Source organism: Prescottella soli (assembly GCF_040024445.1).
GTDB lineage: Bacteria > Actinomycetota > Actinomycetes > Mycobacteriales > Mycobacteriaceae > Prescottella > Prescottella soli.
The window spans coordinates 4,456,597-4,479,612 of sequence record NZ_CP157276.1 but is presented as its reverse complement, the minus strand read 5'-3'; the positions used below and the strand labels follow the sequence as shown (position 1 = coordinate 4,479,612).

Annotated in this window: 21 protein-coding genes; 15 read left to right on the top strand and 6 right to left on the bottom strand. The window is 68.3% G+C overall.

The window, feature by feature from the left end; all coding sequences use genetic code 11:
- Window positions 1-30: 30 nt before the first annotated feature.
- Both ABI214_RS20775 and ABI214_RS20770 read right to left on the bottom strand, forming a co-directional pair.
- Window positions 31-1,212, bottom strand: a complete 1,182-nt coding sequence (locus ABI214_RS20775; RefSeq protein ID WP_408586208.1) for a serine hydrolase domain-containing protein — start codon at window positions 1,210-1,212, stop codon at window positions 31-33.
- Window positions 1,213-1,331: 119 nt separating this feature from the next.
- Complete coding sequence (locus ABI214_RS20770) at window positions 1,332-2,327, bottom strand: AraC family transcriptional regulator (RefSeq protein WP_348604353.1); 996 nt, start codon at window positions 2,325-2,327, stop codon at window positions 1,332-1,334.
- Between the two features lie 529 nt (window positions 2,328-2,856).
- Here ABI214_RS20770 and ABI214_RS20765 point away from each other — a divergent pair.
- From ABI214_RS20765 to ABI214_RS20750, 4 genes are all read left to right on the top strand, one after another.
- Entirely contained in the window at window positions 2,857-3,399 is a 543-nt protein-coding gene (locus ABI214_RS20765; protein WP_348604352.1) for a MaoC family dehydratase, read from the top strand.
- A complete protein-coding gene (locus ABI214_RS20760; RefSeq protein WP_348604351.1) occupies window positions 3,389-5,071 on the top strand; it encodes a PHA/PHB synthase family protein in 1,683 nt (560 codons plus the stop codon). The genes ABI214_RS20765 and ABI214_RS20760 overlap by 11 nt, the downstream gene beginning before the upstream one ends.
- A gap of 80 nt (window positions 5,072-5,151) precedes the next feature.
- Window positions 5,152-5,505 (top strand): hypothetical protein, encoded by a 354-nt coding sequence (locus tag ABI214_RS20755; protein ID WP_348604350.1) that lies wholly within the window; start codon window positions 5,152-5,154, stop codon window positions 5,503-5,505.
- A gap of 104 nt (window positions 5,506-5,609) precedes the next feature.
- On the top strand, window positions 5,610-6,698 hold the full coding sequence (locus ABI214_RS20750) for an alpha/beta fold hydrolase (protein WP_348604349.1): 1,089 nt from the start codon (window positions 5,610-5,612) through the stop codon (window positions 6,696-6,698).
- Window positions 6,699-6,700: 2 nt separating this feature from the next.
- On the opposite strand, the gene ABI214_RS20745 is transcribed toward ABI214_RS20750, so the two are convergent.
- The 4 genes from ABI214_RS20745 to ABI214_RS20730 all read right to left on the bottom strand — a co-directional run bounded on the left by ABI214_RS20745 (window position 6,701) and on the right by ABI214_RS20730 (window position 9,169).
- Window positions 6,701-7,078, bottom strand: coding sequence for a helix-turn-helix domain-containing protein (locus ABI214_RS20745; RefSeq protein ID WP_348604348.1), 378 nt, complete (start codon window positions 7,076-7,078; stop codon window positions 6,701-6,703).
- A 10-nt stretch (window positions 7,079-7,088) separates the two neighbouring features.
- The gene (locus ABI214_RS20740) at window positions 7,089-7,703 is read right to left on the bottom strand and encodes a GDSL-type esterase/lipase family protein (protein WP_348604347.1); all 615 of its coding nucleotides are present in this window, start codon (window positions 7,701-7,703) and stop codon (window positions 7,089-7,091) included.
- Window positions 7,704-7,731: 28 nt separating this feature from the next.
- Complete coding sequence (locus ABI214_RS20735) at window positions 7,732-8,562, bottom strand: DUF4261 domain-containing protein (RefSeq protein WP_348604346.1); 831 nt, start codon at window positions 8,560-8,562, stop codon at window positions 7,732-7,734.
- 178 nt (window positions 8,563-8,740) lie between these two features.
- Window positions 8,741-9,169, bottom strand: a complete 429-nt coding sequence (locus ABI214_RS20730; RefSeq protein ID WP_348604345.1) for a hypothetical protein — start codon at window positions 9,167-9,169, stop codon at window positions 8,741-8,743.
- Between the two features lie 162 nt (window positions 9,170-9,331).
- Here ABI214_RS20730 and wrbA point away from each other — a divergent pair, with 162 nt between their 5' ends.
- The 11 genes from wrbA to ABI214_RS20675 all read left to right on the top strand — a co-directional run bounded on the left by wrbA (window position 9,332) and on the right by ABI214_RS20675 (window position 23,009).
- A complete protein-coding gene (gene wrbA, locus ABI214_RS20725) occupies window positions 9,332-9,937 on the top strand; it encodes an NAD(P)H:quinone oxidoreductase (RefSeq protein ID WP_348604344.1) in 606 nt (201 codons plus the stop codon).
- 50 nt (window positions 9,938-9,987) lie between these two features.
- Complete coding sequence (locus ABI214_RS20720) at window positions 9,988-10,893, top strand: MurR/RpiR family transcriptional regulator (protein ID WP_348604343.1); 906 nt, start codon at window positions 9,988-9,990, stop codon at window positions 10,891-10,893.
- Between the two features lie 128 nt (window positions 10,894-11,021).
- Window positions 11,022-12,155 (top strand): ABC transporter ATP-binding protein, encoded by a 1,134-nt coding sequence (locus tag ABI214_RS20715; RefSeq protein WP_348604342.1) that lies wholly within the window; start codon window positions 11,022-11,024, stop codon window positions 12,153-12,155.
- Complete coding sequence (locus ABI214_RS20710; RefSeq protein ID WP_348604341.1) at window positions 12,148-13,506, top strand: ABC transporter substrate-binding protein; 1,359 nt, start codon at window positions 12,148-12,150, stop codon at window positions 13,504-13,506. Before ABI214_RS20715 ends, ABI214_RS20710 begins: the two co-directional genes overlap by 8 nt.
- 20 nt (window positions 13,507-13,526) lie before the next feature.
- The gene (locus ABI214_RS20705; RefSeq protein WP_348604340.1) at window positions 13,527-14,282 is read left to right on the top strand and encodes a tyrosine-protein phosphatase; all 756 of its coding nucleotides are present in this window, start codon (window positions 13,527-13,529) and stop codon (window positions 14,280-14,282) included.
- Between the two features lie 39 nt (window positions 14,283-14,321).
- A complete protein-coding gene (locus tag ABI214_RS20700; RefSeq protein ID WP_348604339.1) occupies window positions 14,322-15,212 on the top strand; it encodes a phosphodiesterase in 891 nt (296 codons plus the stop codon).
- Window positions 15,213-15,242: 30 nt separating this feature from the next.
- On the top strand, window positions 15,243-16,208 hold the full coding sequence (locus ABI214_RS20695) for a carbohydrate ABC transporter permease (protein WP_348604338.1): 966 nt from the start codon (window positions 15,243-15,245) through the stop codon (window positions 16,206-16,208).
- Between the two features lie 9 nt (window positions 16,209-16,217).
- Complete coding sequence (locus ABI214_RS20690) at window positions 16,218-17,138, top strand: carbohydrate ABC transporter permease (RefSeq protein WP_348604337.1); 921 nt, start codon at window positions 16,218-16,220, stop codon at window positions 17,136-17,138.
- 100 nt (window positions 17,139-17,238) lie between these two features.
- Entirely contained in the window at window positions 17,239-19,359 is a 2,121-nt protein-coding gene (locus ABI214_RS20685; protein WP_348604336.1) for an MMPL family transporter, read from the top strand.
- A 60-nt stretch (window positions 19,360-19,419) separates the two neighbouring features.
- Window positions 19,420-21,414 carry an SDR family oxidoreductase gene (locus ABI214_RS20680; RefSeq protein WP_348604335.1) on the top strand — a complete coding sequence of 665 codons (1,995 nt, stop codon included), beginning with the start codon at window positions 19,420-19,422 and terminating at the stop codon, window positions 21,412-21,414.
- Window positions 21,415-21,542: 128 nt separating this feature from the next.
- A complete protein-coding gene (locus ABI214_RS20675) occupies window positions 21,543-23,009 on the top strand; it encodes a flavin-containing monooxygenase (RefSeq protein WP_348604334.1) in 1,467 nt (488 codons plus the stop codon).
- The last annotated feature ends 7 nt before the right edge of the window (window positions 23,010-23,016 follow it).

Genomic DNA, 23,016 nt, shown 5'->3' with positions numbered 1-23,016 from the left:
CAACGAGAGTGCCCCTGCCGGGCGGCGCCCCTACCGCCCCAAAGTGCGATAGGCAGTCGCTTCGAACTCGAAGTAGCCCCCGAGCGATGCAGGGTCGGCGAAGGGCAGAACCTGCGCGGCCCACATACCCGCGATGCCGTTCTGCCGGTCGATCCAGTAGTAGAGGTTCGCGAGCCCGGCCCAGGCGAGCGCGCCCGCCGGCCGCCCGGTCGGGGCCGGCTCGTCGTTGACCATGAACGTGTACGCCCAGGATTTGTGCTGTCCCGGGAAGAACTCGGCGTCGTTCGACAGCTCCGGTTCGATGCCGGGCAGCATCGTCACGCGCTGACCGTCCAACCCGCTCACGACCGCCTGCTCCACCGTCTCGGGCGCGAGGACGCGGCCGTGTTCACCCACACCGTCGTTCAGCCACATGCGGAGGAACTTGGTGTAGTCGCCCACCGTCGAGTACAGGCCGTGACCACCCATGTGCACTTCGGGATCCTGAGGCAGCACCAGGTCGAGCGGCTCGAGCACGCCGTCCGGCCGCCGCTGATGGATCGTCGCCCGTCTCCGCTCCATCTCAGAGGTCAACGTGAACACCGTGTCCGACATCCCCAGCGGGGCGAAGATGCGCTCGGACATCACGTCGCCCAGTCGCTCGCCCCGCACGGCCTCGACAACCAGCCCCGCCCAGTCGATATTCGACCCGTACTGCCAGCGCTCACCCGGATCGAACAGCAGCGGCGTGGTCAGCGCGGCCTTGGTACCGGTGATGACGCTCGGCTGGCCGTGCTCGACGGTCAACCGGTGGTAGGTCTCGTCGAAGAACGAGTATCCGAATCCGGCGGTGTGCAGCAGCAGCATCCGCGTCGTGATCTCGCGTTTGGGTGCGCGCAACACTGGGGCGCCCACCGCATCGAACCCGTCGATCACCTGGAGCTTTCCGATCTCCGGGAGATAGCGTGCCGCCGGCGCGTCGAGGTCGACGAGCCCCTCCTCCACGCACTGCAGCACCGCAGTACCCGTGATCGCCTTCGTCGTCGAGAACATGGCGAAGACGGTGTCGGTTGTCATCGGCTGTGCGTCACCTACCGACCGGACTCCGGCCGAGCCCTCGTACACGGTCCCGTTCCGGTCGGTCAGCATCGCGACCACACCGGGCACCTGTGCGGCCCCGGCGCCGATCACGCCGTCGAGCACGGAGTGCAGCTTCGAATCACGTTGTTCCACAGTATCTCTCCCGCCAATCGATGGCCTCGTACGAGAGAGCAAACTATGGGCATTTCCGCGGCGCCCACGTCGCCGATCGGCAATCACCGTCTCGAACCGGCAGGTATCCGTGATCAGCGTCACCCTCTCGCGCGGCGCAGGGTGTCGGACGGGTTCTCGCCGAACCGTTGCCGATAAGCCGCGGCGAAGACACCCAAGTTGACGTACCCCCACGCACCTGCGGCCGCGGCGACCGTGGTCGTCGCCTCGGCCGACAACTCTCGCCGCACTCCCTCCAACCGGTGCTCGCGGAGACAGTCCCGTGGAGTGATCCCGAGGTACTCGCGGAATGCACCGGACAACGCCCGGACGCTGACACCGACCTCCTGGGCTACCTCGACCACCGTCGGTAGGTCGCGCGCGTTGTCCTCGATGTAGCGCACCGCCCGCCTGACGTAACCCGGCGCGGGCACTGTCGTCGTGGCCGACGCCGGGTCGACCCCGGCACTCGCCGCCCATTCCTCGAGCACCTGCGCCGCGATGAGTTCCTGCAGATTCGTCCCGATGCGACTGTGCGCGACCATATCCCGGTCCGTCGCCAAGGTGCGCGAAGCGTAGTCCAACAACGCCAGCCAAGGGCTACCCGGGCCGCCGATGACACATTTGTGCCGCCACAGCCGGTCGTCGGGAGCCCGCCCCCACCACCGCAGCGCCAAATCGGCCAACAACCGGTGCGGGACCGTGAGGTTGAGTTGGAGGTGGTCGGCGTCAGCGGCAAAACCGTAGTCGACCCGACTGCAGTCGACGACGAACGTCTGTCCGGTCGTCAGGTCGAGGCTGGACTTCGTGGTCACCTCGTGCCGTGTCCGTCCATTCAAGGTGGTGAGCACCAGGACATTGCCGGCCTCGGGCTCGAATTCGCTCAGCGCCACCGGAATCCCGTAGCTGAACCGGGTGAGCGTCATCTCACCGATCTGCGTCGAGAACATGTTCGAGGACGGTGCGAGAGAACGACCGACCGGCCGGACCTCATACGGCATGTACACCGCATCCGACCACTGCTTGATCTCGTCCCAGTCGGTAACGGGCCCGGCGGCCCGCTCACGACAGGTCCGGGGGTCGAAGGTCGGCAACACACCGGGAGCATAGGCAGCAGTGTCTCCAGCCGGGAAGATCTCGCCCTCGACGCACCGGCGGCTGCCACCGGCCGACCCGATCGCGTCACCCGTTTACATATTTCCGATCCACAAAAATTCCCGAATTCATGTGACGTCGATTCTCACCTTCCGGTAAGCGATGAATTCGGTCACGCGACCGAATACCTCTATCCGAAAGCGGAAAGACGAAACCCTGGCCGAATGCAAAAGCGAGAGAATTAGACATAACGCCCGGAGCCGCGTCGTCCGACGAGCAGAAACGCGCGAGAATCGGGCAATTCACGCCCTCCAACTGGACGAATGTCAAACAGAGGCGCCCTGAAGACGCGCTGCGCAAAAGGGATCAGCGATATAGGCTGCGCCCGATCGCATCCATTTTCCCCAATTCTCACGAAGCCGGGCAGGCGCCGCCCGATTCGAATGCGAATCGACACCGGGTGCGATCGGTGCACATTTGGAAGATGCCCAACAATTCGGGCACCCGACCGAATCGGACTACAGGGACGAGATGACCATCAATACGACCAGCAGCCAGTCTGCGCGCAGCATCACCATGGCCGAACTCCCCGCCCTCGCCGGCAAGAGCCTCGGCACATCGCATCGCGTCCTGATCACGCAGGAGCAGATCTCGCTGTTCGCCGACGCCACCAACGACCACCAGTGGATCCACGTCGACCCGGAGCGGGCCGCGACCGGCCCGTTCGGCTCGACGATCGCGCACGGCTATCTGACCCTGTCCCTCGCCGTCGAGCTCGTCTTCCACCTGCTCGACGTGACCGACTGCGCCCAGGTGATCAACTACGGGCTCGACAAGGTCCGTTTCCCCGCCCCGGTTCCGGTCGACTCGTCGGTGGGCGCGGTCGCCGACGTGACAGCGGTCGAACCGTGCCCGGGCGGCTACCAGCTCGCCGTGACCCTCACCTTCGACGCAGTGGGCGTCGACCGCCCGGTGTGTGTCGCGCAGATGATCCTGCGCTACCTGGGCCCCCTGAACTCCACCGACTCCGCCGACTCCACCTCGAACGCTGCCGGAGGCCACCGTGCTCGATAATGCGATCCGCCAGCTCTCCGCCCGGGTCGACCCCACCGGCTGGTTCGCCGCGGGCGCATCGGTCGCCAAGAACGCGGCCTGCAACCCGGCGGCCGTCGCCGCCGCCACCGGCAGACTGGCCGTCGGGTTGGCACAGATCCCGCCCGACGCGGTCCGGGTGGCGGTCGGTGCGAGCACCGCGCCGCCCGCACCGGGGGACGCCCGGTTCCGGGACCGCGCCTGGCAGGACAACCCCGCGTACTTCGCGGTGCTCCGTTCCTACCTCTGCGCGCGCTCCTACGTCGACAGCCTGGTGGACGCAGGCGCCGCGGACGCCTTCGCGGCCGCCAAGGCACGCCAGTTGGCGCATCTGCTGCTCGACGTCGCCTCGCCCACCAACAACCCCGTCACCAACCCGGAGGTACTCACCCGTGCGATCGCGACGGGCGGAAAGAGCCTGGCCCGCGGCACGTCGTACCTGGTGGAGGACGTGGTCAAGCGCGGCGGCCGCCCGAAACGAACCGACGACACCGCATTCACGCTGGGCGAGAACATGGCCGCCACACCGGGCCAGGTGGTCTTCCGGAACGATCTGATCGAGCTCATCCAGTACGCCCCGCAGACCGAGCAGGTGCACGCGACGCCGCTCCTGGCGTGCCCGCCGTGGATCAACAAGTTCTACATCATGGACATCGGCCCGGGACGCAGCTTCGTCGAGTGGGCCGTCCGGCACGGGCGCACCGTCTTCCTCATCTCCTACCGCAACCCGGACGAGTCGATGAGCGGGGTGGGATTCGACGACTACCTCACCGACGGTGTCACGGCGGCGATGGACGTCGTCGAGGAGATCACCGGGGCGACGAAGATCGACCTGGTCGGGCTGTGCCTCGGCGGCGCGATGGCGTCGATCGCGGCCGGCTACCTGGCCGCGGCCGGTGACCACCGTCTGGGCACGCTCACGCTGGCGAACACCCTGCTCGACTACAGCAGCCCGGGCGACCTCGGACTGCTGACCGACCCCGAGACCCTCGCGAAGATCGACATCGTGATGCGACGGGCCGGGTACCTGTCCGGCACGGACATGGCCCAGACCTTCGACCTGCTGCGGGCGAACGACCTGATCTTCCGGTACTGGGTGAGCCGCTGGATGCTGGGCGAACAGCCGCAGTCGTTCGACCTGCTCGCGTGGAACGAGGACTCGACCCGCATGCCGGCGTCGATGCACAGTACCTACCTGCACTCGCTCTACGGCGAAAACCAGTTGGCCCTGGGGCGTTTCACGATCGCCGGACGGACGATCTCGCTGGGGGACGTCGACAGCGACGTGTACATCGTCGGCGCGCTGGACGATCACATCGTGCCGTGGCAGTCGTCGTACGCGGGCGCCGTGCTCTTCGGCGGCGACGTGCGATTCGTCCTGTCGAACGGCGGGCACATCGCCGGCATCGTCAACCCGCCGGGAAAGAAGAACTGGATCGAGGCCTGCGGGGAACCCGGCGGCTCGGCGGCGAGCGGACTGCCGGCGGACCCGTCCACGTGGCGCGAGTCGGCGCAGCGCCGGTCCGCCTCGTGGTGGGAGGACTGGGCGGCCTGGTCACAGCAGCGATCGGGCGACCTGCAGGCACCGCCGCCGATGGGCAGTAAGCTGCATCCCGCCATCGGAACCGCGCCCGGCACATACGTTTTCAACTGATCCGCGCCTCACACCTAGCGCGTTAGCAATCACCATGCTAACTTGCTAACAGAAAGCCCGTCACCCCCGAGGAGCCACCCATGGCCGAACGATCCACCACCGCCGCGAACACCGCCGCGAACGCCGCCACCACCGCGCGCACCAACACCAAGAACACCCTCACGGACGGCATCGAGTCCGTCACCAAGTCCTTCGACGAGAACCTCGACCGAGTGCAGAGCCTCAACGAGAAGTTCGTCGACGCCGCGAAGCTGAGCGGCAACCTCACCCTCGACGCCTACGAGAAGGCCCTGTCCTCGGTCCTCGACTTCAACAAGTCGATCGCGACGACCGCCAAGCTCGACTGGGTCTCCGCCGTCGTGGACGCGCAGACCTCCCTCGTGCAGGGCATCAGCACGGCCGCCACCACGGCCGTGCGTGAGGTCCTCCAGTAGGCCTCGGCACCTGTCGGGCCCCGGCCTGTCACCCCGACCCGGCCGGGGCCCGACGCTTCGCACCTGCGCGGCAGAGAAGGGACATCGTGTACACGAATCACGACATGTTCAGGGCCGCAGCGGAAATCCCCGTACGACTCGTGTCCTCGGCCTCCGCCGGCTGGGCCGGGTACCTGCGATCGGCGGCTCGGCGCGACGCCACCCCGCTCGACGTCGCCCTCGACGGCGTCGCCTTCTGCCGCGCCGTGACCCGTCGCCGTCCCACCGCGTTCGCCCATCCGAACGCCGTCCGGCGGACCTGGCCACTGGCGCGGTTGCGCCAGTTCTCCCCCGCCGGGTCGACGACCCCGACCCTCGTGCTGCCCCCGTTGTCGGGGCACGCCTCGACCGTCGTCGATCTCGCCCCCGGATGCAGCCTGATGCGGACCGTCGACCGGGCCGGGTTGGGCGCGGCCCACTGCCTGGAGTGGACGCCGACCGGACCGCAGCCACCGAGCGTCGGCATCGCCGACCTGACGGCGGTGATCACGGACGCGATCACGGAACTCGGCGGCACCGCGAACCTGGTGGCCTACTCGCAGAGCGGCTGGCTGGCCACCGTGTACGCGGCGCTGCACCCGCGCCGCGTCGACACCCTCACGGTGGCCGCGGCGCCGATCGACTTCACGCTCGGAGCGCCCGTGTCCTGGCTCGCCCCGTCGTATCGCGGGCCCCGGTTCCGCCCGCCCGCCGCGGTTCGGGGCGCGGCACTCCGACTTGTCGAGTGGCCCGAGGAGTGGGCCCGCCTGTCCGATCTGTGGGCACACATCCACGACCGACGCCGAGTCGACGCGTACGTCGCGGCCGAGAGCTGGCTCGACTCTCCGCAAGAGGTCCCCGCGGGGCTCTACCGATGGGTCGCACGACACCTGTACGAGCGCAACGAACTCGTCCGCGGCGAACTGCGGGTCGACGGCGCCGAGGTCGATCTCGGCGCCATCACGTGTCCGCTGTACCTGCTCGCCGGCACCCGGGACCGAATCGTTCCCGCCCGGCAGGTGTGGGCGCTGGCGGACCACGTGTCGACCGCGCCGGACCTCGTCACCCGCCGGACGGTCGATGCGGGCCACCTCGACATGGTCCTGAATCCCGCTGTCCTCGAGCGGGCATGGCTTCCGCTCCTGCGCGACGTGGCGGCCACATCCCGCCGTTGACCTCAGTCGTGGTCGCGCGTCCGGCCCCGCCGCCGCTTCGCGATCGTGACGTCGCGGAACGTCTCGTACATCTCCTCGAGCGCCGACCGCTGAGCCTTGGTCAGATCGGTGTCACGCCGGATCGCGGCCACCACCTCGGGCACGTCCTCGGCGTCGGCCCGGTGGGCCTGTGCGGTCAGCATGTCCGCCGACATGTGCAGGTGCTCGGCGATCGCCTCCAGCACCTGCTCACTCGGTGCTCGCAGGTCCCGCTCGATCTGTGACAGATAGGGATTCGAGATCCCGACCATCTCGGCGAACTTCCGCATGGGGACCGCCGCGAGCTCGCGCTGCTGCCGGATGATCTCGCCGAGGGTCGGGGGCCGGACGTCGTCCACCATGCCGGCCAGCCTACTGAACCACCGGTGCGGTCCGGATCCACCGTCCCCACCCGGGGCGCACCAGATCCGCCAGCGCCCGGTAGCCGGCGCTGTCCGGGTGTGCGCCGTCGCCGGTGCGCACCTCCTCCATCCAGACCGCATCGGCGACCAGGGCGTCGAAGATGCGGATGTACTCCACACCGGCGGACGCGCAGACGTCGGCGAACCGTCGATCCAGCCGAGCCGTGCGCTCGTTCTGTTCCACGTCGGCCATCGGCGGCGGCCCGACCACCAACGCCCGCCACCCGCTCGCCGCGCACTTTCGCAGGACGGCGGCGAGGTTCTCGACCGAGTCGTCCGGGTCGACGCGCGGTGCACCGCTCTCGACGGTCGTGTCGTTGGAGCCGAACGAGAACACCACTCGGCCGTCGCAGCCCTGCGGCAGCCGCGCCGCACACTCGGCACGCCAGCGGGCCCGGATGTCGCTCGACGTCTCCCGCCGCACCCCGAGGTTGTACGCCGTCAGCGCCACGCCCCTGGAGCCCTGTGCGCCGGCCGCGAGTCTTCCCGCCCAGCCGAGGAACTCGGAATCCCCAACTCCCGCAACGAAGGAGTCTCCGACGAAGCACACCCGCACGTCATCCATGCACCCGATGATGTCACGGGCGACACGATCAGCGTCGACGGCGGAACCAACCCCGTTTGCGTTCGCTGCGGTCGACGCCGAACTTCAGGCGGAGGACGGTGCGGTCGGAGTCGAAGGCGCTCGGGGCGTGGTCGACGACGATCTCGGCGGCTTCGGTGGATCCGATCGTGTCGCCGTCGCCGATGACGGGTCCCTGTTCGACAAGGTACGAGGCGATGCCGGTGAGGCGCTCGAAGGTGTCACCGGCGGATTCGGGGGTATCCGGGATCTCGACGTCCGCAAGGCCGAGCATGTCGAGACCTCGTGTGTGACCGGTCATCACGCCGTCCGGGCGCTCACCGACGTTGATCGCGACCCACGCGAGCAACGGGGGCTCGGGCAGCGTGTCCTTCATGAGGTCACGGAACAGTGCCGGCAGGATGACATGATCGGCGCTGCCGAAGTACACGGCTCGGACGGTGTCGGTGAGCGCGATGATCGACGCGATGACGCGGGACAACAGCACCGTGTCCGCGATCGCGTCCTCGTGGGACGCGTCGTCTTGTCCTGCCCCCGGGCGCAGGACGGTGACGATCGTGTGCGCGGCGTAGTCGACCGGCGCGGGCTCCGCGTTCGGCCACAGGCGACTGTGCTCGGCGATCTCGGCGACGTCGTCACCCACCTGGGCAGGAACGCCAAGCAGCGCGATCATGCTGTCGTCCAGGTCGAGATGCACCGGGTCGCCGTCGGACTCCTCCTCACCGACGACGAGGCCGGAGAAGTCGACGTCCGGCCAGTCCCGTTTCAGCTGCGCGGCCAAGGCTTCCGCGGTGACATCGGCGTCGAGTCGATCCTGGAACAACATCGCGAGCGCGGGCATGGTCCCCCCTGGAAAGTTTGCGTATCAACACGATCGGTGACCCGTGGTGTGCGTCGAGTGACTCCGTCGCGCGCTACACCCTAGCCTCGAACGGCGAGACGGCGACGGGTGGGGCCCACCGGAAGCCCTTGCCCCATACGAGATCCGCGCCGTCGCACAGCCGCGTTCGGTCCGCCGTTCAGTCCCACACGAGCGACAGCACCCGGTATCCATCGGGGACGGGCGGCACGTCACAGAAATCGACTGCGTCGTAGACGAGGCCCTCCCACAGCGGTTCGGCCTGCAGACTCTCCACGTCGAGGCGGGCGGCGACGTCCTCGCCGGCGAGCGTGGTGCAGATGGCGACGGCCTCGGCGGACAGTCCCTCGTAGTAGTCGTCGAACATCTCCTCGTGCAGCTGGACGCGCACCCACGCGACCGCAGGATCCGCGGCCAGCAGGTCGAGGCGTCGAGCGATCTCGGCGAGGCCCGGGCGCCCGTACCCGTACTGATTCGGAGCGATCGAGTCCTCGACTTCGTTCCCGTGGAAGAACTCCCGGACTGTCAGTAACGGGTACCGGTCGCCTCCGGCGGCCGAGCGTTCCAGAACATCCTCGCGCGAGATCATGGGTGGAAAGTACTCCTGGCGACGAAACACACCGGACATCACTCGCCCTGCTCACCACGCTCGCCCACCGCACATAACGGGCCGATGTGGCCGAAGCCGTGCGTCCGATCCGGATGCGCGGTCTCATGGGATGGGGGGCCGACGCACCGAAGGGACGTCCCGATGACCAAGTTGTCCGTCATCTACTACTCCGCCACCGGCCACGGCACCGCGATGGCCGATCGGGTGTCCAAGGCCGCCCAGTCCGCAGGCGCGGACGTGCGGGTGCGACATATCGCCGAAACCCGCGACCCCGCGACATTCGCCGGCAACCCGGCATGGTCCGCCAACTACGAAGCCACCAAGGACCTCCCTGCGGCCACCGGCGACGACATCGTCTGGGCCGACGCGGTGATCTTCGGGTCCCCGACCCGATTCGGCAGCACCGCGAGCCCCTTCCAGACCTTCGTCGACACCCTCGGCGGCCTGTGGATGCAGGGGCAGCTCGCCAACAAGGTCTACGCGGCCTTCACCTCGAGCCAGACCCTGCACGGCGGCCAGGAGACCACGCTGACCTCGCTGTACACCTCGCTCATGCATTGGGGCGGCATCCTCGTTCCGCCCGGTTACACCGACCCGGTGAAGTTCGCGGACGGAAACCCGTACGGCGTCAGCAAGGTGACCGGACCGGACAACCAGAACCCGCTGGACGACACGACGACCGCCGCCCTCGACCACCTGGCGACCCGAGTGGTGGCGGTCGCAGGGAAACTCGCCGGCGCGTCGTAGCCGGACCCGAGCGCGCCCGCGGGTTCACCCGGGTGTGTTATCCAGAGCCCATGAGCGCAGACTCCCCCGGCACGCAACCGCCGATCGGCACGACGACCGCGACCATCCGTGCCCTGTCCACGGGACTGGCACCGAGCGAACGCCGGGTGGCCGACGTGTGCGTCGAGCGCTCCCGCGAGGTCGCCTGGTGGTCGGCGGCGGATCTGGCCGCCGCGGCGTCGACCTCGACCGCGACGGTCGTGCGCGCCTGCCAGAATCTGGGCTTCTCCGGGTTCCAGCACGTGCGGATGCTGCTGCTGCGCGATCTGGGCGCGGAGACCTCGACGGCATCGGACACGACCTCGCCTCCGGGCGGTGTCGGCGTTCTGCGGACGATCGTCGCCGAGGTCGGCGCGGATCTGGCCGGCGGCCTGGCACCGCTGTCGGAGGACTCCTTCGACGACGCGGTCCGCGCGCTCGCGAACGCGCGCCGGATCCTGGTCGTCGCGAACGGAGGGTCTTCGACTGCGGCGACGGCGTTCGCCGTCCGTTTCCTGCTGCGCGGCCGGGCCGCGGAGGCGCCGACGGACACGGTCCTGCAGGCCCTCACCGCGCGGACCCTGTCCAGTGACGACGTGTGCGTCGCGGTCAGCGACTCGGGCATGAACGCGTACACGATCGACGCCGCCCGGGCTGCCCGTGACGCGGGCGCACACGTCGTCGGCGTCACCGCGCACGCCCGCTCGTCGCTGGTCGACCTGTCGACCACCGCATTGGTGGTCGGCAGCGGGTCGGGACCGTACGCGGCGCACGGAGTGTCGGCGACGATCATCCAGATGACCTTCCTGCTGGGCCTGCAGGTCGCGGTGTCGGAAGTGGACGGCGCGACCTCGGATGCCAGTGACCGGGATGTGGAACATCTTGTCGCCCTGATGAATCCGACGCCCGAAGCCGGCGACACCGAGGAACGCAACTAGCCCTCCAACGCTCACGATTCGTTGGACGACCATTCAGTGCTCGTTCACATTGGGCTGGCTGACTACTCCATGTAATGAGAATTCCGAATCGGAGCGATTCGGGTAATCGCGTTTCATCGGAGAGGGTCATGGGCAGTATTCGTATCGAGGGCCTGGGCAGAACCTTCGGCGGCGTGACCGCCGTCGACGACATCTCGATGGAGATCCGCGACGGCGACTTCCTCGTCCTCCTGGGCCCCTCGGGCTGCGGCAAGACGACGCTCCTGCGGATGATCGCCGGGCTCCTCGAACCGACCAGCGGTCGCATCGTCCTCGACGGCGAGGACATCACCTCGGCGCCGGCACGCAAGCGCGACGTCGCGATGGTCTTCCAGAACTACGCGCTCTATCCGCACCTGTCGGTGGCGCGCAATCTCGGCTTCCCCCTTCGTGTTCGGAAGGTCGCGAAGGACGAGGCCGCCGACCGGGTCGACGAGGTGGCGCGCCAACTCGAGATCGCGCACCTGCTCGAACGCAAGCCGAAGGAGCTGTCCGGCGGCCAGCGCCAGCGGGTCGCTGTCGGACGGGCGATCGTCCGCAATCCCAAGGCGTTCCTGATGGACGAGCCGCTGTCGAACCTCGACGCCAAGCTGCGGACGGCGACCCGACGCGAGCTCACCGACCTCCACCGGCGGCTCGGCGCGACGTTCGTCTACGTCACCCACGACCAGGTCGAGGCTATGACGATGGCCACCCGGATCGCGCTGCTCAACGGCGGATCCGTCGAGCAGATCGGCACGCCCGAGGAGGTGTACGACCGGCCCGCCTCGGTCTTCGTGGCCGGGTTCCTCGGCAGCCCCGCGATGAACCTGCTCGACGCGACGGTCGTCGGCACGCACGGCACGGTCCGCGCGGAGGCGCCGGGACTGCGCGCCGAACTGTTCGCCGGCACGACCGGGGACCTGGACGTGGTGCTCGGCATCCGCCCCGAGCACCTGCGGGTGGGAGATCGTTCCGACGCCGTGTCCCTCACCGCCACGGTGGATTCGATCGAGAACCTCGGCAGCGAGGAGATCGCCTACTGCACCGTCGGCGAGGCCACCGTCTGCGTCCGCTCTCCGCGGCCGATCGCGATGCACGTCGGCCAGACCCTCTCCCTCACCACCGATCCCGAGCACGTGCACCTGTTCGACCGCGCGAGCGGCCGACGACTCGAGTGGATCGACACCGACCAGCCCTCCGACCACCCCGTTTCTCCCGCTAGGAGCCTGACCCATGCGTAGACGCACCACCGGCCTGGCGCTGCTGTCGCTCGCCACCGCCCTCACGGTGGCCGGATGTGCCACCGGCACCGCCGCGTCGAGTTCGTCCTCGGACGGCATCGTCCCCGAACTCGACCCGAACCAGAACGTCCAGATCACGTTCGAGTCGTACAACCTCACCCAGGCCGGCCCCTGGACCGACACCATCAACGGACTGATCGCCGACTTCGAGGCCGAGCATCCCAACATCGACGTCAAAGCTCAACCGCCCCAGGGCACGTCGGCCGCCGGCAGCGGCACCGCGAGCAGCGTGCAGACCCAGCTGCTGGCCGGCAACCCGCCGGACGTGGCGCAGCTGACGTTCGACACCCTCGACTTCGCGGTCAACGAACTCGGCGCCAAGTCCCTCGACTCGCTGGTCGGCACCGACGCCGTCCAGGAGCACCTGGCGGGCGCGCACCCCTACCACCCCCGGGCCGCCACCCTGGGCGACTGGAAGGGCGAGACGTACGGCATGCCCTACGTCTTCTCCACCCCCGTGCTCTTCTACAACGCGAGCGTGTTCCAGAAGGCCGGGCTTCCCGCCGACACCGATCTGTCGACGTGGCCCAAGGTCGCGGAGGCCGCGAAGAAGATCACCGCGACGACCGGCAAGCCGGCGTTGACGATCTCGTGCGCGGTCAAGGGCGGCAACTGGTGCATGCAGGGCCTGTTCCGTTCGGCCGGTGGCAACGTGCTGTCCGAGGACCGCACCACGGTCGAGTTCGCGAGCAACGAATCGCTCACGGCGGTGCAGATGCTGCGCGACCTGTACGACCAGGGCGTGCTCGCCAACCAGGACTCCGCAGGCCAGATGGAGAGCTTCATGAAGGGCGACAGCGCGATCCAGCTGCAGTCGTCGGCCGTTCAGGGCATGCTGCTGGGCGCGTCGAAGGCCGCCGGCTGGGAGTTGCGTGCCGCGGCGATGCCCGCGTTCGAGGGCCGCGAGGCGGTGCCCACCAACTCCGGTTCGGCGCTGTTCGTCTTCGCCCAGGACCCGGCCAAGCAGCGCGCCTCGTGGGAGCTGATCAAGTTCCTCACCAGCGACCACGCGTACACCCAGATCTCGTCGAAGATCGGCTACCTGCCGCTGCGCACGTCGCTCACGACCGATCCGGCCGCACTGAAGACGTGGGCCGACGGCAACCCCCTGCTCGCCCCCAACCTCGCGCAGCTCGATCGACTCGAGCCGTGGCAGTCGTACCCGGGCAACAGCTACGTCCAGATCGACGACATTCTCGCCACCGCAATCGAGGAGTCCGTCTTCTACGGCAAGGACCCCGCCGCCACCCTGTCCGCTGCCCAGAAGCGGGCACAGGACCTGCTCCCCTGACCGACGAAAGCGATCGACTGATGACCACCATCCTGCCGCCGCACACCACCACCCGCCGGCTCGTCCTGCCCGGCACCTACAACCTCCGCGACATCGGCGGCTACACCGCGGGTGACCGAACCACCCGGTGGCGCAAACTGCTTCGCTCCGACGCCCTGCACACCATCGAGCAGGACGGGCGCGACACCCTCACCGAGATCGGGCTCGGGCTCGTGATCGACCTGCGCGAGGACGACGAGATCTCCAAGGCGCCCAACGCCCTCGAAGGGGTCGGACACCGCGAGGTGCACCTGCCCGTCTACAACGGCAAGACCGATCACAACCCGACAGCCGCGGTGTTCGACCTGGGCACGTTGTACCAGTGGATGCTCGCCGACCACGGCTCGCGGCTCACCGATGCCGTCCGACTCATCGCCGGATCGGGCGACGAACCGGTGCTCGTGCACTGCACGGCCGGCAAGGACCGCACCGGCCTGGTGATCGCGCTGGCCCTGTCCGCGGTGGGCGTCGGCGCACGCGACGTCGTAGCCGACTACTCGCTCTCGGAGACCCTGCTGCACGGCGAATGGGTCGACGCGATGGTCGCCTCGTTCCGGGAGCGGGAACTGCCCGAGGGCTTCGACATCGAGGGCATCGTCGCCGCGAGCCCCGCGGCGACGATGCGCGCGACGCTGGCCGGCATCGACGCCGAGCACGGCGGCGTCCGGTCCTATCTGCTCGACCACGGCATTTCCGAGGCCGAACTCACCGACCTGCACGCGGCCCTGCTGGGCTGACGTGCGGCGACAACCGACAACGAACTTCGAGGAACGATCATGAGCGAGTACGGACAGCCCGACCACTACATCCTGCACGTGAGCGACACCCACTTCGTCGCCGACGGCGAGTTGCTCCACGGCAAGGTCGACAGCGACGCCAACCTGGGTCGTCTGTTCGACCGCCTCGACCGCGCCGGCCAGCGCCCCGAGGCGATCGTGTTCACCGGCGACCTCGCCGACGCCGGCAATCCGCAGGCGTACGCACGACTGCGCGACCTGGTCGAGCCGGCCGCGGAGAAGCTGGGCGCCAAGGTGATCTGGGTGATGGGCAACCACGACAGCCGGCCCGAGTTCCGCGCCGGACTGCTCGGCGCCGAGCCCACGCAGGAGTCGGTGGACATGGTCCACGACATCGACGGTCTGCGGATCATCGCCCTCGACAGCACCGTCCCGGGCCACCACCACGGCCAGATCACCGACGAGCAGATCGACTGGCTCCGTGACGTTCTCGCGACGCCGGCCCCGCACGGCACACTGCTCACGCTGCACCACCCGCCGGTGCCGAGCCCGCTGGAGCTGCTCGAGTCCGTCGAGCTCCGCGACCAGAGCCGGCTCGAGGACGTCCTGCGCGGCACCGACGTCCGCGCCATCCTCGGCGGCCACCTGCACTACTCGACGACGTGCACCTTCGCCGGCATCCCGGTGTCGGTGGCATCGGCCACCTGCTACACCCAGGACCTGTTCCCCTCCGGTGGCGGCATGCGCGGCCAGGACAGCAGCCAGTCGTTCAACCTGGTGCACGTGTACTCGGATCGGATCCTGCACACGGTCGTGCCGGTCGAGGAGGGCCCGACGCTGTACGAGGTGACGCTGGAGCAGCTGCGCTACTTCCAGTCGCTGTCCCCCGAGGAGCAGCTCGCGGCCATGGCCCAGTCGACGAGCCACTGACGCCCTCCCGAAACCGATTGCGAGAAATCAATGTTCGTCGAAGTTCCGGCGAGCGTCGGGCCGCCGACCGCCGCCTCGCCCCAGCCCGTGCGGGCCGGGGCGGGGTGGCGGTCGCGTGTGTCGCGCCGCGCCGTCCCCTACCTGTTCCTGCTGCCGGCCGTGGCTTTGCTCGTCCTGTGGACCTACAAGCCGCTCGCCGAAACCGTCGGGCTCTCGTTCTACAAGTGGAACATGATTCCGACGAGCCCCAAGAAGCCGGTGGGACTCGACAACTACACCGCCGTGCTGTCGCTGCCGGAACTTCACCAGGCCCTGTGGAACACAGTGCTGTACATCGCCGCGTTCATGGTGTTCTCGCTGGTGCTCCCGCTCGCGATCGCGTTGCTGTGCACCCGGGTGAGCGGACGCGCCCGCACCTTCTACCAGGCGCTGATCTTCGTGCCGTTCCTCGTCACACCGGTTGCGAGCAGCGCCATCTGGCGTTGGTTGTTCAACCCCGACAACGGCATGATCCCGCGCATCTCGGCCACCATGGGCCACGATCTGGGCAACGTGTTCCGTGATCCGAAGCTGGCGCTGATCGGCGTCGTCGTGATCGTCGGGTGGCAGATGCTCGGCTTCGGCGTCCTCGTCATCTCGGCGGGCATGGCCGGCATCAGCCCCGACTACGGCCACGCGGCCGCACTCGACGGGGCCACCCCGTCCACCATCACCCGGCGGATCACGCTGCCGTTGCTTTCGCCCACACTGGTCTTCCTGGCGCTCATGACGATCCTGCTCAGTGCCCAGTGGACGTACCCGGTGATCGACGTCCTCACCCAGGGCGGCCCCAGCGGATCGACGACCAACATCTACTACCTGTTGTACGAGTTCGGTTTCCGCAACTTCGACGCCGGACTCTCGGCGGCCGCGGGCACGCTGTTCTTCCTCGGCTTCGGCGTGATCGCGCTCGTGTTCGTGCGGCTGTCCGAGCGACTGAGCTTCTACGACAACTAGGAAAACGTCATGGCCTTCGTCATTCTCGATCCCCCCAAGGCCGGCGCAGCACCGTACGCGCCGCGCGAAACCCCAGTGCCGCAGAAAACCCCCGCGCCGCAGGAAGCCCCCGCGCCGCGGCGAAAGAGCGGCCGACGCGTGGCAGTCGGCCACATCGTCCTCGCGGCTCTTGCGGTGTTCAGCGTCTTCCCGGTGTACTGGATGTTCGCGACGGCGCTGCGCCGGCCGGAGGACTCCCTGTCCGGCAGTCCCGTTCCGTGGCCGCTCAGCACGGAGAACTTCCGGTACGTCTTCGACACCATCCCGATGCTCTCGATGCTCGCCAACACGTTCGCGATGGCGTTCGTGGTGGCCGTCAGCCAACTGTTCGTGGCGCTGCTCGCGTCGTACGGGTTCGCGCGGTGGAACTTCGTCGGCAAGCAGTTGCTGTTCCTGCTGTTCGTCGGCTCGTGGCTGGTTCCGTTCCAGGTCACGATGATCCCCAACTACCTGCTGATCTCGCAGATGGGACTGCTCGACACGGTCGCCGGCGTGGTGATCCCGAACCTGTGCTCGGCGTTCGGCGTGATGCTCCTCCGTCAGCATATGGAGGCGTTCCCGCGCGAGTTGCTCGACGCGAGCGAGATGGACGGGCAGGGCGCGTGGGCGGCGCTGTGGAAGGTGATCGTGCCCAACATGCGTCCGGCACTCGCGGCGCTCGGGATCATGCTGTTCATCTCGGCGTGGAACGAGTACCTGTGGCCGTCGCTGATCCTGCGGAACTCGGATGCTCTGGTGCAGATCGGTATCCGCAGCTTCCTCGGCGCCGAGGGCAACAACTGGGGTGCGGTGATGGCGGCGGCCGGCATCGCGTGCCTGCCGATCTTCCTCATCTACATATTCCTGCAGCGGCACGTCGTCGACGCGTTCGTCCGCTCCGGCCTCAAGTGACCGGCCGCGCCTGAACAGCCACGTGTGTCGCTAGAGTCGCGGGGCCGCACCCGGTTCGGGGGCGGCCCCGCCGCCGTCCCCGGATTCGGAGAACTCGAGCATGACACGTTGGGCGTCGATCGTCGTTGCACGCAAGTGGTGGGTGCTCACCGTGGTGCTGGTCGCCGCGATCGTCGCCGGGATCTGGGGCACCGGGGTGTTCTCGAAGCTCAGCCAGGGCGGGTACAACGATCCGGGCAGCGAGTCGGCCGAGGTGTCGCGGATCGTCGAGGACAACTTCGGTCGGCAGGACCCCGACATCGTCGCGATCTACACGGTGCCCGAGGGCGGGACGCTCGCGGATCTCGAACCGCAGGTCACCGCGACCCTCGACCGCTTCCGGGCCGAGGTGCCGACGGAGTCGGTGACGTCGTACTGGTCCGCCGCGCCGCCGGCGAAGCAGTTGCTGCTGGCGAAGGACGGCCGCAAGGTGGCGGCGACCGTCGTGCTCTCCCCGGACGCGCACGTCACCGTCGCGAACTTCGGCGAGTTGCTGCCGAAACTCGAAATCGACGGCGTGGAATCCGAATTCGCGGGCGGGGCCGTGGTCGGCGTCTCGCTCAGCAGCCGACTGCAGGCCGACCTGGTGCGGGCCGAGGCGATCGCGCTGCCCGTGACACTCGTCCTGCTGGTATTCGTCTTCGGCGGTCTGGTCGCGGCCGCGGTACCGGTGTTCGTGGGCCTGCTCGCGGTGCTGAGTTCGCTCGGCATCCTGCGCCTGCTCACCGAGGTGACCGAGGTCAGTTCGTTCGCGCTCAACGTCGCATCGCTGATCGGCCTGGGCCTGGCGATCGACTACGGCCTGTTCATCGTGAGCCGGTTCCGCGAGGAACTCGCGGCCGGAGTCTCCACCGGCGACGCGGCCCGGCGCACCGTGCTCACCGCGGGACGCACCGTCATGTTCTCCGGCCTGCTGCTCGTGTGCGCGTTCGCGGGCATGCTCGTGTTCCCGCAGGCGGTGATCCGCTCGCTCGGGTTCGGCGCGATCGCGGCCGTGACGGGCGCGGCCGTGCTCTCGCTGACCGTGGTGCCGGCGCTGCTGGCGATCCTCGGGCACCGCATCGACGCACTGTCGTGGCGCAAGGGCGCGGCCCAGCGCGGGGAGGAACGCGCCCGCCGCTTCTGGGGCGGTGTCGTCACGCGGGTGATGCACCGCCCGGCCGTCGTGGCGGTGGGCATCACCGCCGGACTGCTGGTGCTGGCCGCACCGCTGATCAAGGCGACACTCGGCGAGATCACCTATACCGCACTGCCCGGCGACGATCCGGCTCGCGTCGCGACCGAGACGCTGACGACCGAGTTCCCGTCGACGGGCGAGGGCGCGACGCTGATCGTGCGCGGCGCCGCCGGCGCGGCGGCGTCCCCGGGCGAGCTGTCCAAGGTCGTCGCCGCCGCGAAGCAGGTCGACGGGATCGGGCAGGTGGTCGTGCTCGCCACCGAGAACGACGTGACCGCGATCCAGGCGCTGTACGCGCAGGGCGTCGAGGGCGCCGCGGCGAGCGACGCCGTGAAGGGACTGCGGGCCATCGACCCACCCTCGGGCACCGAACTGCTCGTCGGTGGCGGCCGCGCGACCGTCGACGACGGCAACGCCGCCATCGTGCGGTGGCTCCCCGCGATGATCGCGATCATGGTCGCCTCGACGCTGGTGCTGATGTTCCTCGCGTTCGGGTCGGTGGTGCTGCCGATCAAGGCCGTCGCGATGGCCGGACTGAGCCTCGCGGCCACGTTCGGGGTGCTCACCTGGGTGTTCCAGGAGGGGCACGGCGCGGACCTGCTCGGGGTCACACCGGCGCCACTCGAGGCGACGTTCGTCGTGCTGATCCTGGCGGTGGTGTTCGGCCTGTCCACCGACTACGAGGTGTTCCTGATGTCGCGCATGGTCGAGGCCCGTGCGGCCGGCGCGAGCACCGAGGAGGCGGTGCGGATCGGCGCCGAACGCACCGGCCGGGTGGTCACCGCGGCGGCGATGCTGCTCATCGTCGTCACCGGAGCGTTCACGGTGTCAGGGCTGTCGATCATGCGGTTCCTGGGAGTCGGCATGATCCTCGCGCTGATCATCGACGCGACCGTCGTGCGCATGCTGCTGGTGCCGTCGCTGGTCAAGCTCATGGGTGAGGCCAACTGGTGGGCGCCGGCCTGGATGCGCCGCCTGCACGCGCGCGTCGGCCTGGGGCACTGAGGACACCGCGCTCGTCGCGACCCCTGGCACCACTTCTTACCTCGGAGTAAGTTCCGGGGTATGGCCACGTACATCGTCACGGGCGGCACGGGGTTCCTCGGCAGGCACACGATCGAGCGACTGCTCGAACGCGATCCCTCGGGCCAGGTCCACGTCCTGGTCCGCCCCGGATCGGTGTCGAAGCTCGAGCACATGGCGAACCGCTGGGCGGCCGGCGACCGGGTCCGGGCACTCGTCGGCGACCTCACCGAGCCGGGCCTCGGGCTCGAGGCCCCGCCACCGGCCGCGGACCACGTCGTGCATCTCGGTGCGATCTACGACCTGACCGCCGGCGAGGAGCAGGCGTCGACGAACATCGACGGCACCCGATCGGTGATCGACCTGGCCGCCGGGCTCGGCGCGACCCTGCACCACGTCTCGTCCATCGCGGTGGCGGGCGACCATCGCGGCCGCTTCACCGAGGACGACTTCGATCTGGGCCAGCACTTCCCGACGCCGTACCACCGCACCAAGTTCGAGGCCGAGCGTCTGGTGCGCGCCTCGGACGTGCCGTGGCGGATCTACCGCCCCGCGGCAGTGGTCGGGAGTTCGGCCACCGGCGAGATGGACAAGATCGACGGCCCCTACTACTTCTTCCCCGTACTCGCCGCGCTGGCGAAGCTGCCGTCCGCCCTGCCGATCGCGGTCCCGAGACTCGGCTACACCAACGTCGTTCCGGTGGACTTCGTCGCGGCCGCCCTCGTGGAGTTGATGCTGCGGCCCGGACTGGACGGGCGCGCCTTCCACCTCGTCTCCCCCGACGCCCAACCCGTCCGGCAGATCTACGCGGCGCTCGCGAAGGCGGCCCACGCGCCGACGCCGGTCGCGGACCTGCCCGGTGCGCTCGCCCTCCCCCTGCTGTCGCCGCCGGCCCGCGCGAGAGGCGTCCGCGACATCACGCTGCGCCGGATGGGTATCCCACCGATCATGCTCGACCACCTCACCCTCCCGACCCGGTTCACAACGGAGAAGACACGAGAAGCCCTGCAGGACAGCGGAATATCGGCTCCGCCGTTCCCGTCGTACGCGGCGAAGCTGTGGACCTACTGGCGCGAACACCTCGACCCGGACCGAGCCCGGCGCGACGACCCGGCCGGACCGCTCGTGAACCGGCACGTCGTCATCACCGGCGCATCATCCGGGATCGGACGCGCGGCCGCGATCGCCACCGCAGCCAAGGGCGCCACCGTGCTGCTCCTCGCCCGCCGCGCCGACGAACTCGACGCCGTGGTGTCACAGGTCCGCGACGCGGGCGGATCCGCGTACGCCTACCAGTGCGACATCACCGACAGCGAAGCCGTCGAGCACACCGTCAAATCCATTCTGGCCGAGCACGATCACGTGGACATGCTCGTCAACAACGCGGGCCGGTCCATCCGGCGCGGACTGTACCGGTCGACGGACCGCCTGCACGACTTCGAACGGACCATGGCGGTCAACTACTTCGGCGCGGTGCGGATGGTGCTCGCGTTGCTGCCGCACATGCGCGAGCGCCGGTTCGGTCACATCGTCGACATCAGCACCGCCAGCGTCCAGGCCCGCACCCCACGCTTCGCCGCGTACGTCGCGAGCAAGTCCGCCCTCGACGCCTTCGCGGACGTCGCGGCCGCCGAGACCCTGGCGGACGGCATCACGTTCACCACGATCCACATGCCCCTGGTGCGTACGCCGATGATCGCGCCGACCGGCCAGTACAACGCCGGCCCCGCCGCGAGCCCGGAGAAGGCCGCGGCGATGGTGGTCCGCGCGCTGATCGAGAGGCCCAAGCGCATCGACGTCCCCGTCGGCACCCTCGCAGAGTTCGGCGCCATCTTCGCGCCGCGCCTCAAGGACCGCGCACTGTCGCAGATGTACCACGCATTCCCCGATTCGCCGGCGGCGCGCGGAGAGGTCGGGCCCGCACCGGAACTCCCGCCCCAACCGTCGACTCCCGCACCACGACCGACCGGTCCGACCGCGTCGGCGGTGCGGTTCGCGCGGCGTCTCGCCCGACTGATCCCGGGCACACACTGGTGACGCGAATGCGCTGGTGAACAGGTGTATTTCACCTGACGAATCGCACAAAATTTCGATTCGCGAGTTGGCCAAACCATCTTTCGCTGTGCTAAGCAGGATAGGGGACCAACGAAAATAGGGAGAAAACTTTGACGCCAAGGATCGCGATTTTGGGAGCCGGTCCGAGTGGCCTCGCACAGCTGAGGGCATTCGAGTCTGCACGGAAATCAGGTCTTGGGTCGATGCCCGAAATTGTTTGTTACGAAAAGCAGAGCGACCTGGGCGGCATGTGGAACTACACGTGGCGCACGGGACTCGATCAACATGGCGAACCGGTGCACGGAAGCATGTACCGCTTCCTGTGGTCCAACGGACCCAAGGAGTGTCTCGAGTTCGCCGATTATTCTTTCGAGGAACATTTCGGCCGACCGATTCCGTCGTACCCGCCGCGTGCCGTGTTGCACGACTACATCATGGGCCGGGTCGACCAGGACGACGTGCGCAAGTACATCCGTTTCGACACCGCCGTCCGGTGGGTGGAGTACGTCCCGCCCACGAACGAGGGTGAGGCGGGACGGTTCGCAGTGACCGTCGCCGACCACCGCAACGACGTGCTCGAAACCGAGCTGTTCGACCACGTGGTGGTCGCAACCGGACATTTCTCGACGCCCAACGTGCCGCATTTCGAGGGCATCGAGGACTTCCCGGGCCGGGTGCTGCACGCCCACGACTTCCGTGACGCACGCGAATTCACAGGTAAGCGGCTTCTGCTCGTCGGCAGCAGCTACTCGGCGGAGGACATCGGCACGCAGTGCTTCAAGTACGGCGCCGCCGAGGTCACGTTCAGCTACCGGTCGAACCCGATGGGCCACGACTGGCCCGAGGGCTTCTCCGAGGTACCGCTGCTGACCGGGATCGACGGGCACACAGTGCGATTCCAGGACGGCAGCACCCGCGAGGTGGACGCGATCGTCCTGTGCACCGGGTACCGCCACCACTTCCCGTTCCTGCCCGACGAGCTGACGCTGAAGACGAACAACCGCCTCTACCCGCGCGGCATCTACAAGGGTGTGGTCTCGCAGGCCAATTCGCAGTTGCTCTTCCTCGGAATGCAGGACCAGTACTTCACGTTCAACATGTTCGACGCCCAGGCGTGGTACGTGCGCGACGTCATTCTGGGCCGCATCGAATTGCCCGACCACGAAACTCGCGAGCGTGATATCGACGAGTGGCGCGAACGCGAGGAAAAACTGCGGACCGCCGTCGAGGAGATCGATTTCCAGGCCGCCTACATTCGCGACCTGGTGGATCGAACCGACTACCCCGAATTTCATGTCGAAAAGCAGGGTGAGCTCTTCAAACAGTGGAAGAAGGACAAGAAGAGTGACATCATGGGCTACCGGAATTGCAGCTACACCTCGACGCTGACCGGAACCGTGGCCCCGCCTCTGCACGACGAGTGGATGAATATCCTCGACGATTCCGCGGAATCGTTCCTGAACAATGATTTCGGGACCGCCGATACCGCCGCTCCGCGAAAGGTGACGCCGATCGGCCCGCGCTTCGCGCTCAAGCACCCGGTGTGGTCCGAGCGTTCGTCCGAACTCTCGGGCTGACCAGCGC